Origin of the sequence: Microbacterium sp. (genome assembly GCF_051953575.1) — a bacterium.
Taxonomy (GTDB): Bacteria; Actinomycetota; Actinomycetes; order Actinomycetales; family Microbacteriaceae; genus Microbacterium.
On sequence record NZ_JBQCIP010000259.1, the window covers coordinates 1 to 16516 of the forward strand.

12 protein-coding genes are annotated in these 16516 nt (G+C 69.8%); 11 read left to right on the forward strand and 1 reads right to left on the reverse strand.

Annotated features, from left to right (window positions below):
* The 7 genes from ACTHNQ_RS16395 to ACTHNQ_RS16425 form a co-directional block, all read left to right on the forward strand.
* The coding region (locus tag ACTHNQ_RS16395) for a DnaJ C-terminal domain-containing protein (protein ID WP_440335020.1) at nt 1–750 on the forward strand (750 nt) is incomplete at its 5' end.
* A gap of 115 nt (nt 751–865) precedes the next feature.
* Nucleotides 866–1324, forward strand: a complete 459-nt coding sequence (locus ACTHNQ_RS16400; protein WP_440335021.1) for a heat shock protein transcriptional repressor HspR — start codon at nt 866–868, stop codon at nt 1322–1324.
* Between the two features lie 132 nt (nt 1325–1456).
* Nucleotides 1457–2623 (forward strand): DUF4185 domain-containing protein, encoded by a 1167-nt coding sequence (locus tag ACTHNQ_RS16405; RefSeq protein WP_440335022.1) that lies wholly within the window; start codon nt 1457–1459, stop codon nt 2621–2623.
* A gap of 309 nt (nt 2624–2932) precedes the next feature.
* On the forward strand, nt 2933–4279 hold the full coding sequence (locus ACTHNQ_RS16410) for an ABC transporter substrate-binding protein (RefSeq protein ID WP_440335023.1): 1347 nt from the start codon (nt 2933–2935) through the stop codon (nt 4277–4279).
* A 90-nt stretch (nt 4280–4369) separates the two neighbouring features.
* A complete protein-coding gene (locus ACTHNQ_RS16415) occupies nt 4370–5326 on the forward strand; it encodes a carbohydrate ABC transporter permease (protein WP_440335024.1) in 957 nt (318 codons plus the stop codon).
* Nucleotide 5327: 1 nt separating this feature from the next.
* Nucleotides 5328–6209 (forward strand): carbohydrate ABC transporter permease, encoded by an 882-nt coding sequence (locus ACTHNQ_RS16420; RefSeq protein WP_440335025.1) that lies wholly within the window; start codon nt 5328–5330, stop codon nt 6207–6209.
* Nucleotides 6210–6263: 54 nt separating this feature from the next.
* Complete coding sequence (locus ACTHNQ_RS16425) at nt 6264–8294, forward strand: DUF4185 domain-containing protein (RefSeq protein WP_440335026.1); 2031 nt, start codon at nt 6264–6266, stop codon at nt 8292–8294.
* A 54-nt stretch (nt 8295–8348) separates the two neighbouring features.
* On the opposite strand, the gene ACTHNQ_RS16430 is transcribed toward ACTHNQ_RS16425, so the two are convergent.
* Nucleotides 8349–9491, reverse strand: coding sequence for a glycoside hydrolase family 172 protein (locus ACTHNQ_RS16430; RefSeq protein ID WP_440335027.1), 1143 nt, complete (start codon nt 9489–9491; stop codon nt 8349–8351).
* Between the two features lie 143 nt (nt 9492–9634).
* On the opposite strand from ACTHNQ_RS16430, the gene ACTHNQ_RS16435 reads away from it, so the two are divergent.
* The 4 genes from ACTHNQ_RS16435 to ACTHNQ_RS16450 all read left to right on the forward strand — a co-directional run bounded on the left by ACTHNQ_RS16435 (nt 9635) and on the right by ACTHNQ_RS16450 (nt 16504).
* Nucleotides 9635–10624 (forward strand): LacI family DNA-binding transcriptional regulator, encoded by a 990-nt coding sequence (locus ACTHNQ_RS16435; protein WP_440335028.1) that lies wholly within the window; start codon nt 9635–9637, stop codon nt 10622–10624.
* Nucleotides 10625–10752: 128 nt separating this feature from the next.
* Nucleotides 10753–12273 carry an FGGY-family carbohydrate kinase gene (locus tag ACTHNQ_RS16440; protein ID WP_440335029.1) on the forward strand — a complete coding sequence of 507 codons (1521 nt, stop codon included), beginning with the start codon at nt 10753–10755 and terminating at the stop codon, nt 12271–12273.
* Nucleotides 12270–14870 carry a GH116 family glycosyl-hydrolase gene (locus tag ACTHNQ_RS16445; protein ID WP_440335030.1) on the forward strand — a complete coding sequence of 867 codons (2601 nt, stop codon included), beginning with the start codon at nt 12270–12272 and terminating at the stop codon, nt 14868–14870. The genes ACTHNQ_RS16440 and ACTHNQ_RS16445 overlap by 4 nt, the downstream gene beginning before the upstream one ends.
* Complete coding sequence (locus tag ACTHNQ_RS16450; protein WP_440335031.1) at nt 14867–16504, forward strand: fucose isomerase; 1638 nt, start codon at nt 14867–14869, stop codon at nt 16502–16504. Before ACTHNQ_RS16445 ends, ACTHNQ_RS16450 begins: the two co-directional genes overlap by 4 nt.
* Nucleotides 16505–16516 lie beyond the last annotated feature (12 nt).

Genomic DNA, 16516 nt, shown 5'->3' on the forward strand with positions numbered 1-16516 from the left:
TCGGGCGCTCGCTTCACGGCGAGCGGCTCGGGCGCCGGCGGGTTCGAAGACGTCTTCAGCCGGTTCGGACAGCAGGGGCGCGGCCAGACCGCCGACTTCGAGGACATCTTCGCGATGTTCAACCAGGGCCAGGGCAGCTCGTTCGGCGGTGGCCGGTTCGGGCAGCCGAGCGGCGGCTTCCGAGGCTTCGGTGGCCCGCAGCGCGGCGCCGACGTCACGGCCCGCACCACGCTGGACTTCCGCACCGCCGTGCAGGGCGAGACGATCACCCTGCAGGGCGAGGACGGCAAGCCGTTCAAGGTGAAGATCCCCGCCGGCGTGGCCGACGGGCAGAAGATCCGGCTCCGCGGCCGCGGGCGTCCGTCGCCCGACGGCGGCGAGTCCGGCGATATCGTCGTGCAGATCACGGTGCGTCCGCACCCGGTCTTCACGCGGGACGGCCTGAACCTGCGCGTGACAGTCCCGGTGACCTTCACCGAGGCGGCGCTCGGCGCCACCATCGAGGTGCCGACGCTCGGCGGGGATCCCGTCAAGCTGCGGGTCGCGCCCGGCACGCCCTCGGGGCGTGTGCTGCGCGTCAAGGGCAGGGGGGTCCAGACGGCGAAGGGCACCGGCGACCTCCTCGCGGAGGTGCAGGTGGCGGTGCCGTCGCACCTCGACGACGCCGCGCGCGAGGCTCTCGAGCGCTTCCAGAGCCTGGAGCCGAAAGAGAACCCGCGCGCCGAGATGATGGCGAAGGCCCGGGGCTGAGATGCTTGCTCGGAACAGGGGATCCGGCGAGCACAGGATGAATCCACGTGAGACGTCCTGGCTCCGCCAGATCTCCTGTTCTCGCGCGTGACCATAGGGGGAGGAGGTGAGGCAGATGGCTGAGGAACGCGACATCGACGAGGACGCGCCCATCTTCGCGATCGCCGTCGCCGCCGAGCTCTCGGGCATGCACCCGCAGACCCTCCGGCAGTACGACCGGCTGGGCCTCGTCGTGCCCGCCCGCACCCAGGGCGGCTCCCGCCGCTACTCGCTGCGCCATGTCGAGCAGCTGCGCGAGGTGGCCCGCATGTCGTCGGACGGCATCGGCCTGCCGGCGATCATGCGCATCCTCGAGCTCGAGGCCCGTGTGCATGAGCTGCACGGCCGCGTCCGCGATCTCGAGGACCGCGTCCGCGCCGAGCTCGAGAAGCGTCCGGGCGCCCGCGTGTTCGCCGCCGGTTCCACCGGTTCGGTCGTGACATTGCGCCACGGCACCCGCGTGCGCCGTGCCACCGAAGTGGTCGTGTGGCGCCCGCGCACCCCGATCGATCTGCCGGCGGACGACGCCGACTGACGCCCCTTCGGGGAGGGGATGCCGCCACCCGGCGACGTCCGTCCTGGAGCACGCGGGCCGCTCCACCGAATGAAATCGATTTCGTAAACCGTGCTCCTCGCCGTATCGTGGCACCGACGATCGAGGAGGATCATGTCTCTGCCGCGTTCCCGACCACGAGCCCGAACCCGGCGGATCGCCGCGGCGGCGGCATCCACGATCCTGGCCGCCGGACTCGCCGCGTGCGCAGCCGCCGGGCCGCCCACGGTCGACCCCGACGCCGACAAGCCCTTCGTGCTGTCAGGGGTGAGCGGACTCACGCAGATCGCGCAACTGACCGGGCCCGACGGCATCAACGACACGAGGAACGCGGCGGTCGCCGGCACCGACCTCGGATCGATGACGAACCTCGGCGATCGCACGTACTTCTTCTTCGGCGACACGTTCGGCGAGCGCGACCCCGACTCGACCGGCGGGCAGGGCGGCATCTGGCGCTCCAACGTGTCGGCATGGACGACCGACGACGACCCCTCCGACGGCATCACGTTCGACTCGTGGGCGCCCGCCGACGACCTGGGCTGGGCCGAGGCGCTCGTCGAGGGCGAGCACGACATCGATGATGGGCGGGGCGAGGTCACCAAGATCCCCACGCACGGCTTCGCGATCGGCGACACCCTGTACCTGTCGTACATGTCGGTGTCGCACTGGGGCGAGCCCGGTGCATGGGACGCGAACTACGCGGGCCTGGCGAAGTCGACGGACCGCGGCGAGACGTGGACGCCCCTGGATTCGCCGCGTTGGCCGGGGGATTCGAACTTCATCCAGGTCGCTCCCGTCCACGTGACCGACGGCGGCGAGGAGTACGTCTACTTCTGGTCGATCCCGTCCGGGCGGTTCGGCGGGGTCGCGCTCATGCGCGTCCCTGCGAACCAGCAGGCCGTCGAGGACCAGGCGGCGTACACGTACTTCTCGGGCGTGGCCGGGGGCGAGCCCCGCTGGTCGCACGACCTCACCGACGCCGAGCTGGTCGTACAGGGCACGATCGGCGAGCTGTCGGTGATGTGGTCGGACTACCTCGACCGCTGGATCATGACGTACTCCGACGGGGGCAGCGCGTACATCCGCGAGGGGATCACGCCGTGGGGTCCGTGGAACGACCCCGTGCTGCTCGTCCCCGGTTCCGATTACCCTGGGCTGTACTCCCCGTACCTGAATCCGCGGTACGTCGCCGACGGCGGCAGGCGGATCTACTTCACGCTCTCGCTGTGGGGCCCGTACAACGTCTTCTGGTTCTCGGCCGACCTGGAGAAGGCTCCGTAACCCGCCCGCAGACCACGCGTTGTGAAATCGATATAGAACGAATGGATGCCGCATCCCGGCGCCGAAAGCCGCATTCGGGCGTGATCCGCCCCGGTTTCAGGCCCCCGCACGCCTCGCGAGCGCGGTGCGGGCAGCAGAATCGACCGTCACCGACCATTGCGCATGAAATCGATTTCGTCTAACCTGACCGAGACGAGGTCAGAGGCGATCCGCGCAGGACGACGGGGTGCCGCTCGACCGGTCGACCGGGCTCCCCTGACCGGCCACAGCTCCGACTCACCGAAGAGTCGTGTTCCTGAGGAGGGACGAATGCACAAGAGAAACAGCAGGCTCTTGCTCGCCGTCGCAGCCGCGGCGGCCGCGGGCACGGTGCTCGCGGGTTGCAGTGCCGGCGGTGGAGACGACTCCAGCGCCGACGGCGTCACCACCGTCCAGTTCTGGCACCGCACCTTCACGCCCGTCGAGAACGACTGGTACGCCGACATCGTGAAGAAGTTCAACGCGTCGCAGGACAAGATCAAGGTCGTCGACACCGAGGTCCCCGCCGACGCGTGGGACCAGAAGATGAAGTCGGCGCAGGCCGCGGGCAAGGCCCCCGACATCTACACGTTCTCGGCGAGCATCACCGACGCCGTCAACGCGGGGCAGCTGCACGAGCTCAACGATCTCGTCCCACAGGACAAGCTCGACGAGATCATCGACCCCGCGCAGCCCATCTCGCAGCTCGACGGGAAGTACTACGCCTACCCGCTGCTGCTCGAGCCGCAGACGGTGCTGTTCTGGAACAAGGACCTGCTGTCGGCCGCGGGCCTGGACCCCGAGACGGGCCCGACCACCTGGGGCGAGCTGCTCGACATGTGCGCGGCGATCAAGCCGACGCTCGCCGACGGTCAGTACTGCATCTCGCCCGCGAGCGACGCGGTCACCTTCGCGTGGTCGTCGGTCGGCCAGCAGTACAACTTCGCCGGCCACACCGCGCTGAACGAGGACTGGACCGCGCCCGACATCGACAACGACGGCTATCGCCAGCTGATGGCGAACTACAAGACGCTGTGGGACGAGGGCTACATGCCCCAGCAGGCGCTCGACGCGTACGTCGGCGGCAAGGACTTCGGCGAGCAGAAGGTCGCGTTCAAGGTCTCGGGCTCGTGGATGATGTCCGAGATCGGGTCGGACTACTCCGACCTGCTGACCAAGACCGGCATCGGAGCCTTCCCGAACGCCGACGACGCTCTCGGCGACACCGCCACGACCCTCGGCAACTTCCGATGGGTGATCGATGCCAAGTCGAAGAACCCCCAGGCCGCCGCGGACTTCCTCACGTGGGCGCTGGCGGGGGACCCCGACCTTCTCGTGCCGTTCTTCGTGAACACCCAGTTCACCAAGGTGCCGGTGCGCACCGACGTGCAGGACGCCGTCTCGGCCGACCCCAAGGCTGCGGACGCACCCTGGTCGCCCATCGTCATGAACGACATCGTTCCGACGGCCATCCCCGAGCCGACCTACCCGTGGGACGTCTCGCTCGCGGTGGGCACCGCGATGGAGTCGGTCATGAAGGGCGCCGCCTCGGCCGACGACGCAATCAAGACCGCGGAGGACGCTATCAACACGGTCATCCAGCGCGACGATCTGCCCAGCAAGGCACCGAAGTCCTGACCGGCTCCGGAGGTCCGGGGGCCGATCGCGTCGGCCCCCGGACCTGCGCCAGGGCGCTTGCCCCGTGCTCGTCCCCAGTGAGGTGAGGAAATGACTGCGACGCAGACGATGATGACCGAGACCGAGACGATGGTCCTGCCGGGCGGACGCCGCGACAAGCGTCGTCACGACCGGTTCCGGTACCGCGACGGCAGGATCGCCTATCTTCTGATCCTCCCCGCGGTGGTGCTGCTCGGCATCTTCGTGATCTGGCCCGCCGTGTACGCCGGCTACCTGTCCTTCCAGGACTGGAGCTTCTACAAGGACCCGCAGTTCGTGGGGTTCCGCAACTACACGAACGTGCTGAGCGATCCGCTGTTCTGGGAGGCGATCGGTCGCGGCTTCGTCTTCGTCGCGATGACGGTGCCGCCGATGCTGATCCTGGCCTTCTTCTTCTCGAGCCTCGTGGTGAGCGTGTCGCGCTCGTTCGCGAGCCTGCTCAAGGTGAGCATCTACATCCCGACGATCATCTCGTCGGTCATCACCTCGATCATCTTCGTCCTGATCTACAACTACTCCGGCGGCATCCTGAACGCGATGCTGGCAGGGTTCGGCGTCGACCCCATCGCGTGGATCGGCGACCCGGCGTGGGCGCTGCTGGCGATCGCGATCCCGGCGATCTGGCTGGGCATGGGCCTCACATCGCTCATCATGGTCGCCGCGATGGTCGACATCCCCGCCGAGTACTACGAGGCGGCCGCCATGGAAGGCGCGAACTGGTGGGAGAAGACCCGCTTCATCACGCTCCCACAGATGAAGAACGTCTTCCTCTACCTGCTGATCACCGGGTTCGTCGCTGCGATCCAGCAGTTCGAGCTTCCGCTCGTGATGACCGGCGGCGGACCGCTGAACTCGACGACCCTGCCGAACCTGTTCATCTTCAACCACTTCCGCAACGACATCAACGTCGGCTATTCGATCGCGGCGGCGCTGCTGCTGTTCGTCGTGCTCGGCACGGTCTCTGCGCTGGTGTTCCGTTTCGTCAACTCCGAGAGGCTGGTGGACTGACGTGACCGCCGTTCACGATGCCCCCGTCGCCACGGCGATCGTCCCGCGCCGCCGTCACCACGACACCGCCTGGTGGCTGTACGCCATCGGCAAGACGATCGTCGGGATCGCCTTCGTGGTCGCCGCGCTCTTTCCGCTCGCCTGGATGGTGATCGCCGGCTTCAAGTCGAAGACCGAGGTCATCCAGACCCCGTTCCAGTTCTTTCCCGAGGTGTGGCGCTGGCAGAACTACGCGCAGATCCTCGCCGATCCGACGTTCACGCGCACGATGCTGTGGACCTTCCTCGGAGCCGTGCTGTTCACGGTGCTCGCCTTGGCGGTCAACTCGCTCGCCGCGTACGCGTTCGCGCGCCTGGACTTCCGGTTCAAGCGGACGCTGTGGGTCATCGTCATCACGACGATGTTCATCCCGGGCATGACGATCCTGCTCACGAGCTTCATCGTGGTGACCAACCTGCAGATGCTCGACACGCTCGCCGTCCTCGTCATCCCGGGCGCCGCGAGCGCGGGGATGATCTTCTTCATCCGGCAGTTCTACCTGAGCATCCCGTCCAGCCTGGAAGAGGCGGCGATGCTCGACGGCTGCGGCCGCATGCGCATCTTCACCAAGCTCTTCCTGCCGCTGTCGAAGCCGCCGTTCGTGGTGATGGGGATCACCGCGTTCCTCGCCTACTGGAACTCGTACGTGTGGCCGATCATGACCATCACGTCGCCCGACCAGTTCGTCGTGCAGCAGTACCTGGCGACGTTCCGCTCCGAGCGCAGCACAGAGCTCGGCCTGCTGATCGCCGGGTCGGTGCTCGCCGCGGCGCCGGTCGTGATCCTGTTCCTCATCTTCCAGCGCCAGATCATCGGCAACATCAAGATGGCCGGCCTCAAGTGACGTGATCCAGACCCCCGCGGAAGGCGCGGGAGGACGATACGGAAAGGCGCAATGATGCGACGATTCAGAACGACCACCGCCGCCCTCGCGGCGATCGGCGCGCTCGCGATCGGGGCGATCGTCCCGGTGGGCGCGGCGGCGGCCCCGGCCGTCGGGACAGCCGTGCCGACGGCATCCGCCGATCACTCTCCGGCGGTCGTCGTCGGCAAGATGACCGGGCCGAAGTCCACGAGCGCCACCGATGCCCGGTGGCGCGTCACCGGGACGGACCTGGGCATCATGTGGGACAACGGGGAGGGGCAGATCCTCACGGCGTTCGGCGACACGTTCGGGGACTGGACCGGGCCGGGCGGCGGAGGCGGCGACTGGCGCTCCAACGTGCTCCTGCGCAGCAGCGACACCGACCTCGCCGACGGCATGACGTTCGACTCGGCGGTGGAGGACGCCCCCGGGCACGCGGGGGAGCTCATCCCGTCGCTCAAGGTCAACGGACAGGAGATCACCACGATCCCGACCGCCGGCATCGCCGTCGGCTCGCGCCAGTACCTGGCCTTCATGTCGGTGCGCCAATGGGGCGACCCCGGCAAATGGGACACGAACTACAGCCGCATCGCGTACTCCGACGACAACGGCGAGACGTGGAACTCGACCGACGGGCCGCAGTGGACCAACACCGCAGACGGTCAGGACCCGTTCCAGATGGTCGCGTTCGAGCGCCACGACGGCTGGGTGTACATGTTCGGCACGCCCAACGGCCGCTTCGGCGCCGCTCACGTCGCGCGCGTGCCCGAGGCGCAGCTGCTCGACAAGACCGCCTACACGTACTGGGACGGCACGTCGTGGGTCGCCGAGGAGTCAGCGGCCGTCGCCATCGTGCCGCCGAACGTGGCGGAGCTGTCGGTGCAGTACAGCGACTACACGGGCGGGTGGCTCATGACCTACCTCGACGAGAACCTCGACCTGGTGCTGCGCACCGCGCCGTCGCCCGAGGGGCCGTGGAGCGCCGGGCAGCGGCTCGCGAGCTTCGCGGACTACCCCGGCCTGTACGGCGGGTACATGCACCCGTGGTCGGACGGCGGAGACCTGTACTTCTCGCTCTCGCAGTGGGAGCCGTACAACACCTACCTGATGCGGGCCGAGATCGACCGCGACGGCAGGGTCGTCAACCCCAATCTCATCGAGGATCCGGGCTTCGAGCGCGCGGTCGACGGCAGCATGCCCGCTCCCTGGGCGTGCACCGGCAACTGCGGCATCGACGTCAACCACTCGTGGGCCTACGGCGGCACGAAGCAGGGGTGGATGCGGTTCAATGCCGGCTGGATCGACGTGCACCAGGACGTCGCCGTCGAGCCGAACACGACGTACACGTTCACCGGGTTCGTCGTCACCGGCGGCGCACCCGCGGAAGGTTCGATCGGCGTCCGGGAGCTCGGTGCCGGCGGAGCGACGATCGGCGAGACGACCTTCGAAGCGGTCGGCGCGTACACCCGGTACTCGGTCACGTTCCACAGCGGCGACCGCACCGCGGTGCAGGCGTTCGTCGGCACGCATCTGAACGGCGACCGCTGGGTGCAGATCGACGACCTGTCGCTCGTCAAGGCGAAGGAGCAGCTGCCCGGCCTCACGGTCGCGGTGACCTCCGACCCGGCGGCGGGCAGCAAGGTGGTGCGCGACGACGTGGTGACCTACACCGTCCGGGCCTCGACCGACAGTGCGACGTCGGAGGGCGTGGCGCTCGCCGTGGACCTCGCGGGTCTCGTCGACGACGCGACGCTGGGTGCGGCATCCATCCGGTCCTCGCTGGGCGCACCCGTGCTCGACGGCACGACTCTGCGATGGTCGGGTGACATCCCGGCGGGCGAGACGCTCGTGCTGTCGTTCGCGGCGACGGTGCGGCGGGACGCCTCGCGCACGGACTCGCAGCTCGTCGTGACGACGACGGCCACCGCCGATCGGGCGATCCTCACGTCGTGCGAGGGCTGTGCGTCGACGATCACCGCCGTGCACTACGACCCGCGCCCGCCGCGGCCGGAGTTCCCCGACAAGCCCGGCAAGCCCGAGAAGCCCGGCAAGCCGCTCAAGTAGGTCCGCACAGAAGGCCGCCCCGCCGGAGCGATCCGGCGGGGCGGCCTTGTGACGTCAGTCCTGAGGGGCGCGGGGCGGCGTCGCGCCGATGTCGGGCACCGGGGCGGTGCCTAGGTGCACCTCCATGTCGTCGGCGCTCGGCGACTTCGGGCGGCGGGCCGTCGGCCGGTCGAGGTAGAACATCGCGGTCGAGGCGATGTCGTCGCGCAGCGGCAGGTAGCGCCAGCCGCTGCGCCAGCCGAGCGCCTGGATGTCGACCTTCGGGATGCCGGAGGCGAAGAAGATCGGGTCGAGCCGGTGCCAGCGGTACATGCCGAAGCGCTGCTGGCTGACATAGAGGCCGTCGGGGCGGATCACCTGGGGCATGCCGAGGTACGGCGTCGAGAACTCGGTGTACCCGTTGCCCGGGATGTCGAAGTTCCACGCGCCGCCGAAGTAGTCCTCGGTGCCGGTGCCGCAGATCGTCGGGTAGTCCGTGTCGTCGTCGAGGTAGAACTTGATCTCGCCCTCGCCCCACCACCCGTTGGAGTTGACGCCCCAGGCGATGTAGGTGCCGACGTACTGGCCGCGGCCCTCGATCCCTTCGAGGATCGTGTGCGGCACGAGCTCTGCGAGCGGGTTCGAGCGGCGCCACTGCGCGTGGAAGTAGCCCTCGTTCGAGTAGTCGCCGCCGATCTCGTAGGTGACCTGGTAGTAGACGCGCACGTCGAGCACCGACGTGTTCTCGATCGTCAGCCGTGCGCCCGTGCGGAACGGCATCGGCCAGTAGGAGTTGAAGCCGCCGTTCGGATTGGCGGCGATCGCCTGCGAGTTCACCTGGGCGAAGACGCCCCAGCCGTTGCAGAAGAAGTCGCCGTAGGGGACTTCGACCGCCGGTTCGTCCGCGCCGTCCCAGTAGGCCCGGAGGATCAGCGTGCGCCAGTTGTCGGTATGCGTCGTGATCCAGATGTGCGTGATCCTGCCGCCGCCCTCGATGTTCGCCAGGTCGAAGGTCTCGCCGGCCTTGATGTCGACGCTGGGAGAGATCTTCCAGCCCGGTCCGAGGTCCCGGGCGCAGGAGGCGCCGGTGCCATCGGTCGCGCGACCGCCGCCGCCGACCGCGCCGTCGAAGTTCTCGGGCGAGATCGACCGGGTCTGCAGCGATCGCAGCGAGGCGATGGACGAGAGGTCGGGGGAGGGGAGCTGGGGAGCGTTCATCGGGCGGCACGTCCTCGTGTCTGCGCGCCGTGCACCAGCGCGCTGGGTCGATCAGAAGTCGATATTTTGGAATCGATTTCAACACTGTATTGTGGGCTGACCGGCATGTCAACGCGAGCCGGAGCACGGGGAAGCGGTGTGACATGGCCACGATCTACGAGGTCGCGAAGCTCGCCGGAGTGTCGCCGGCGACCGTGTCGCGCGTCTTCAACGGCATGGGGGTGTCGGACGAGAAGACCCTCGCCGTGCGCGAGGCGGCGCGGCAGCTGAAGTTCACCCCGAACCGGACCGCCCGCACGCTGCGCCGGCAGGCCTCCGAGGTCATCGCCCTCGTGATCCCCGACATCGAGAACCCGTACTTCACCGAGATGGCACGCGGCGTGGAGGACGTGGCCTCCCAGGCCGGCTACTCGGTCGTGCTGTGCAACACCGATTCGCAGATCGAGAAGGAGGCCACGTACCTCCAGATCGCGATCTCGGAGCACATGGCCGGCGTGATCCTCGCGGCAGCCTCGGATCACACCAACCTCGACGAGCTCATGGCGACCGGCCGCCCGGTCGTGGCTGTCGACCGCGGAACCGGATACGACATCGACGGGGTCGTGATGGCCAACCGCACCGCGGGCCAGGCGGCGACAGAGAACCTGGTGCAGGCCGGTTACCGGCGCATCGCGTGCATCACCGGACCACAGCACATCGAGACCGCCTACGAGCGGGCGCAGGGCTGGCGTGCGGTGCTCGCCCGGCACCTCCCCGACGGCGACCCCGACGAGCTGTTGCGGTATTCGACGTTCCGCGTGGACGGCGGCCGCGAGGTCATGGAGGAGCTGCTTGCGCTTCCCGAGCCGCCCGATGCCGTGGTCGCGTGCAACAACATGCTGGGGGTCGGTGCGATCCAGGTGCTCACCGAGCATGGCCTGACGCCCCCCAAGCTCGGCGTCGCGGTCGTCGGATCGCTGCCGTTCACGACGCTCTCGCCGACGGCGGTCACGGTCGTGCGCCTGCCCGCCCGGCACATGGGCGTGACGGCGGCGAAGATGCTGCTCGAGCGCATCAACGGCGACGACCAGCCGGCGCGCACGGTCGTGCTGCGCAACGAGGTGCAGCCGGCACGCGCCACGCCGCGCGGCTGATCCCGCAAGCGGTGTTTCATGCCGGAGGCGGTTTCGTGCGGTTGATCATGAAATCGATTTCGTCTACAGTGGACGCATTCGCCCGACGGCGTTCGCCGTCTCGGCGCTTCGCGATCGAGGAGGATCCGATGACCGTCCGCTGCACGCTCGGTGTCGACATCGGCACGTCCAGCAGCAAGGGCGTGCTCGTCGATGAGACCGGTCGCATCGTCGCCGCGGCGACGCGTGCGCACACCGTCAGCCGTCCGCGCCCCTCGTGGGTGGAGATGGACGGCCGGGTGTGGTGGGACGAATTCGTCTCGCTCGCCCGCGAGCTGCCGGAACGGGCGCGGGAGCAGGGGGTCGAGCCCGAGGTCGTCGCCGTCGGAGTGAGCGGGATGGGGCCGTGCGTCCTGCTGGCGGACGCCGGCGACGAGCCCGTGCGCCCCGCCATCCTCTACGGCGTCGACATGCGCGCCGGCACGCAGATCGCCCGCATGACCGGCGAGCTCGGGCCCGACGAGATCGTGCGCATCGGCGGCTCGACGCTCACGTCACAGGCCGCAGGCCCCAAGATCGCGTGGATCGCCGACGAGGAGCCCGACGCGTTCGCGCGGGCGCGCCGGCTGTTCATGCCCGCGTCGTGGCTGGTCCGCCGGCTGACCGGTGCGTACGTGCTCGATCACCAGTCCGCCAGCCAGTGCTCGCCGCTCTACGACGTCGAGGCCGAGGCCTGGCACGAGCCGTGGTGGCGCCGCTTCGCGCCCGGCATCGAGGCGCCTTCGCTCTCGTGGGCGGGCGAGGTCGCGGGCACCGTGACCGATGCCGCGGCCGCGGCATCCGGCATCGCTTCGGGAACCCCCGTCATCACCGGGACCATCGACGCCTGGACAGAGGCGGTGAGCGTCGGCGCGCACGAGGACGGCGACCTGATGCTGATGTACGGCACGACCATGTTCCTGATCGCGACGGGCGCCGAGACGCTGCGCACCCCGTCGATGTGGACCACGGTCGGCGCGTTCCCCGGCACCCGCAACCTGGCGGGCGGTCTCGCGACGTCGGGCGCGCTGACGGCATGGCTGAAGGAGCTGACGGATGCCGACTACCCGGCGCTTCTGGCCGAGGCGGAGGAGTCCGGCCGCGGGGCGCGCGGGATCCTCATGCTCCCGTACTTCGCCGGCGAGCGGACGCCCATCCTCGACCCGGATGCGCGCGGCGTGATCGCCGGGCTGACCCTCGACCACACGCGCGGCGACCTGTATCGCGCAGCCCTGGAGGCGACAGCGCTCGGGGTGCGGCACAACGTCGAGACGATGCGCGCCGCGGGCGCCGACATCCGCCGCATCGTCGCGGTCGGCGGCGGCACGCAGGGCGGGCTCTGGCTGCAGATCGTGTCGGACGCCACCGGCCTCGTGCAGGAGGTGCCGCGCACCACCATCGGCGCGAGCTACGGCGCAGCCTTCCTCGCCGCCGCGGCGACCGCGGACGGGCCGCCCCGCATCGCCGACTGGAACCCCGTCGCACACACCGTGCGCCCCGACCCCGACGCCGAGGCGTTCTACGACGACCTCTTCGACCGCTACCTGCGCCTGTACGCCTCGACGCGGGAGCTCGTCCACGAGCTGGCGGCCGGGCAGCTTCAGTCGCAGCCTCAGGAGGCGATGGCATGACGGGCCGGACCGACCCGCAGTGGCGGGCTCGCGGCATCCCGCACACCGCACAGCGCGCGGCCTTCCCCCTGGGCGGCATCGGCACGGGCAACGTGTCGCTCGGTGCGCGGGGCGAGCTGAGGGACTGGGAGTTCGAGAACGCCCCCGACAAGGGCCGCATCAACCCGTACTCGTTCTTCGCGATCCACGCGGCGCCACTCGGCGACGACGGCGGCGATGCGGGCGATGCGGTCACCCGCGTGCTCGAGGCGCGCATCACAGGTCGCCGCGACATCGATGCCGGCTTCCTGTTCGAGTGGCAGGCAGGGCTCCCACGCCTGCGGGGCGCCACCATGCACGGCGAGTACCCGGTGGTCGACATCGACTTCGACGACGACGTGCTGCCCGTCGACGTGTCGCTGCGGGCGTTCACGCCGCTCGTGCCGCTCGACCCCGATGCCTCCGGCATCCCGGCCGCGGTGCTGCGCTACCGCGTCACGAACCCGTCGGACCGGCCCGTGCGCGTGACGATCGCGGGGAGCGTCAGCCACACCGCCGGGCGCGGCGGGGGTCCGTTCGGCATGCGCGCGCAGCAGACCGTGCGCTGGCGCGAAGAGAGAGGTGTCCGCGGCCTCGACTTCGGCATCCGGCTGCCCGAGGACGACCCGGACTACGGCACGCTGAGCCTCACCACGACGGACGAGTCGACCACGGCGAAGCCGCAGTGGGTGACGGGCTTCTGGCCCGACGGCGCGCGGCTGTTCTGGAACGACCTGTCGGACGACGGGATGCTGGCGCCCGAGCCCCGCCTGACGCTGGAGGATCGCCCGCGCGGACTGTTCGCGGACTCCGCCGTCGACGGCGCCATGGACGAGGAGGAGCTGTTCGAGCGCCTGCCCCGCCTGCGCACCGGCTCGCTCGGCATCGTGCACGAGCTTGCGCCCGGCGAGAGCCGCGACTTCGAGTTCATGCTGGCCTGGAGCTTCCCGAACCGCCGCCGGTCGTGGCGGGGCAACATCGTCGCCGACGACCGGCCCGACGCGGGGATCGTGCGCAACCGGTATGCGGTGCTGTGGCCCGACGCGTGGGCGGCGGCATCCCATCTGCATCGCGAGCTGCCGGCGCTCGAGGCGACCACGCTCGCCTTCGTCGAGGCGCTCTACGGCGGCACGCTCGACCCGGTGATCGCCGACGCCGTGGGCGCGAACATCGCCGCAGCGCGGTCGACGACGGCATTCGTCGTCGAGACGCCGAACCCCGAGCTCGGCGAAGGACCGGTGTTCGCCGCCTGGGAGGGCTCGTTCGACCACGTGGGCTCGTGCGAGGGGACCTGCACGCACGTGTGGTCGTACGCGCAGACCCTCGCGTGGCTGTTCCCGTCGCTGGAGCGCAGCGCGCGCCGCGTGGAGTTCCTGCTCGAGACCGATCGCGACGGCGCGCAGAAGTTCCGCAGCAACCGCGTGCTCGGCGGCGCGCCGTGGTTCATGGGGCCGGCGGTCGACGGTCAGCTGGGCACCTTCCTGCGGCTGCACCGCGAATGGCGCTTCTCGGGCGACGACGGCTTCCTGCGCGAATCGTGGCCGGCCGCCGTCCGCACGCTCGAGCACGCGATCAGGGAGTGGGACGGCGACGCAGACGGTCTGCTGGACGGTGAGCTGCACAACACCTACGACATCGAGTTCCACGGGGTGGAGCCGCTCGCCAACGGCATGTTCGCGGCAGCGCTCCGGGCGGGCGCCCGCATGGCCGCCCACCTGGGCGAGACGGCGCGGGCCGCCGACTGGCTGGATCGCGCCGACCGTGTCGCCGCGCGCATGGACGAGGTCCTCTGGAACGGGGAGTACTACCGGCAGGTGATCGACGACGTCGACGGCCACCGGTACCAGTACGGCGAGGGCGTGCTGTCGGACCAGCTGCTCGGCCAGTTCCACGCGTGGGTCAACGGCCTCGGCGACCTGCTGCCGCGCGACCGCCTCCGCAGCGCGCTCGGCGCGATCGTCGCCCACAACCACCGCACCGACCTGTCGGCGCACGAGAGCACACAGCGCGTGTACGCGCTCAACGACGAAGGCGGCCTGCTGCTCGCATCGTGGCCGCGCGGCGGCCGGCCCGACATCCCTTTCGTCTACTCGGACGAGGTCTGGACGGGCGTCGAGCACCAGGTGGCGGCATCCCTCGCCTATGCGGGCCTCGTCGACGACGCACTCATCCTCGAACGCACCCTTCGCGCCCGCTACGACGGCGAGTACCGCAGCCCGTGGAACGAGATCGAGTGTGGCAACCACTATGCGCGCTCGCTCGCATCGTGGGCGCTGCTGCTCGCCTTCAGCGGCGTGCAGTGGGATGCGCCCGCCCGCACGCTCTCGTTCGCCCCTGCCTCGGGCGGCCCGTTCCGCGGGCTGTTCACGGCCGGCGACGCCTGGGGCCGCGTCGAGATCGACGGCGACGAGCTGACGCTCCGCGTCGACGGCGGCTCGCTGACCCTGGACCGCCTCGAGCTGCGCGGGCGTCCCGTGCGGGCGGAGCATCCCCACCCCTTGACCCTGACGGCCGGCGAGAGCGTCACCGCACGCTCGGGCACGGCCGTCGCAGACCCCTCACCTCAGGAGACCCCATGACCGGCTACCGCCTCCCCGCCGTCCGCGAGCCCCAGGCCGCGCCGCCGAAGACCGCCTATCTCATCGCGTCGGGCGACCTGCGCGAGTCGGCGAACGCGGCCGGCTGGCCGACCCAGGTCGAGCTCGAAGCCGGGGTGACCGGGGTGCTGAACGACCTCGGCTGGCAGGTCATCCGGGCCAACGGCGTCGACCCCGCGACCGGTCACGGCTTCATCTCGAGCCAGCGCATGGGCCTCGAGGTCTTCAAGACCATCCCGGCCGACGCGCCGCTCATCGTCGCCGAGGCGGTGTGGCAGTACTCCCACCACGTGCTCGGCGGACTGCGCACGCACGAGGGGCCGATCCTCACGGTCGCGAACTTCGCCGGCGACTGGCCGGGCCTCGTCGGGCTGCTCGGTCTCAACGCCGGTCTCACCAAGATGGGCAAGGACTACGCGTCGATCTGGTCGGTCGACTTCACCGACGACTGGTTCCGTCAGGGACTGCAGGAGTGGACCGAGACGGGCCGCATCACCCACGACGCCTCGCACGTGCGGCCGCTGCCAGCGCTCCCCGACACCCCGGAGGTCGAGCTCGGGCGGGCCCTGGGCGACCAGCTGCTCGCAGAGAAGGCCATCATCGGCGTCTTCGACGAGGGTTGCATGGGCATGTACAACGCGATCTTCGACGACGAGCTGCTCAACCGCACCGGCATCTACAAGGAGCGTCTGTCGCAGTCGGCCCTGTACGCCGAGATGCTGAACGTGACGGATGCCGAGGCCGACGCCGCCCGTGACTGGCTGACCGATCGCGGCATGACGTTCCGCTTCGGCACCGACGAGAAGACCGAGCTGACCGAGGCGCAGGTGCGCTGGCAGCTGAAGATGTACATCGCGGCGCTGCGCATCGCCGACGACTTCGGGCTCGACGCCGTCGGCATCCAGTACCAGCAGGGACTGAAGGATCTGGTGCCGGCATCCGATCTCGCCGAAGGCATCCTCAACTCCACGGAGCGTCCGCCCGTGCTCTCGCGCGACGGGTCGCGCGAGCTGTTCGCGGGGCGCGCGTTCCCGCACTTCAACGAGGCCGACGAGGGCGTCGCGGTCGACGCGCTCGTCACCGACCGGGTGTGGACGGCCATGGGTCTCGTTCCCGACAACACGCTGCACGACGTCCGGTGGGGCGAGGACTTCGACGGCGAGTTCGTCTGGGTGTACGAGATCTCGGGATCGGTGCCCGCGTCGCACCTCGGCGGGTGGCACAAGGCGGAGGGCTGGCGGCAGGGCCCGGTGTTCTTCCCGGCCGGCGGCTCGACCATCAACGGCGTGTCGAAGCCCGGCGAGGTCGTGATCTCGCGGGTCTTCATCGCGGACGGGATGCTGCAGGCCGACATCTTCCGCGGCACCGTCGTCGAGCTTCCGGCCGAAGAGACGCAGCGCCGAAAGGACGCCACCAACCCGGAGTGGCCGATCGCGCACGTCGTGCTGCACGACGTCACGCGCGACCAGTTCATGGCACGGCACAAGGCCAACCACGCGCAGCTCGTCTACGCACCCGATGCCGAGACCGCCGACCGGGCGCTCGTCGCCAAGGCCGCGATGCTCGACCGCATGGGCATCAGGGTGAACCTCGTCGGCCGCGTCGCCGGGCTGTGATCGGCACCGCGG

Coding starts and splice junctions, on each gene's coding strand:
- ACTHNQ_RS16450 (WP_440335031.1), top strand. CDS start 14,867: ATGACCGGCTACCGCCTCCCCGCCGTCCGCGAGCCCCAGGCCGCGCCG.
- ACTHNQ_RS16425 (WP_440335026.1), top strand. CDS start 6,264: ATGCGACGATTCAGAACGACCACCGCCGCCCTCGCGGCGATCGGCGCG.
- ACTHNQ_RS16435 (WP_440335028.1), top strand. CDS start 9,635: ATGGCCACGATCTACGAGGTCGCGAAGCTCGCCGGAGTGTCGCCGGCG.
- ACTHNQ_RS16410 (WP_440335023.1), top strand. CDS start 2,933: ATGCACAAGAGAAACAGCAGGCTCTTGCTCGCCGTCGCAGCCGCGGCG.
- ACTHNQ_RS16445 (WP_440335030.1), top strand. CDS start 12,270: ATGACGGGCCGGACCGACCCGCAGTGGCGGGCTCGCGGCATCCCGCAC.
- ACTHNQ_RS16400 (WP_440335021.1), top strand. CDS start 866: ATGGCTGAGGAACGCGACATCGACGAGGACGCGCCCATCTTCGCGATC.
- ACTHNQ_RS16415 (WP_440335024.1), top strand. CDS start 4,370: ATGACTGCGACGCAGACGATGATGACCGAGACCGAGACGATGGTCCTG.
- ACTHNQ_RS16440 (WP_440335029.1), top strand. CDS start 10,753: ATGACCGTCCGCTGCACGCTCGGTGTCGACATCGGCACGTCCAGCAGC.
- ACTHNQ_RS16430 (WP_440335027.1), bottom strand. CDS start 9,491: ATGAACGCTCCCCAGCTCCCCTCCCCCGACCTCTCGTCCATCGCCTCG.
- ACTHNQ_RS16405 (WP_440335022.1), top strand. CDS start 1,457: ATGTCTCTGCCGCGTTCCCGACCACGAGCCCGAACCCGGCGGATCGCC.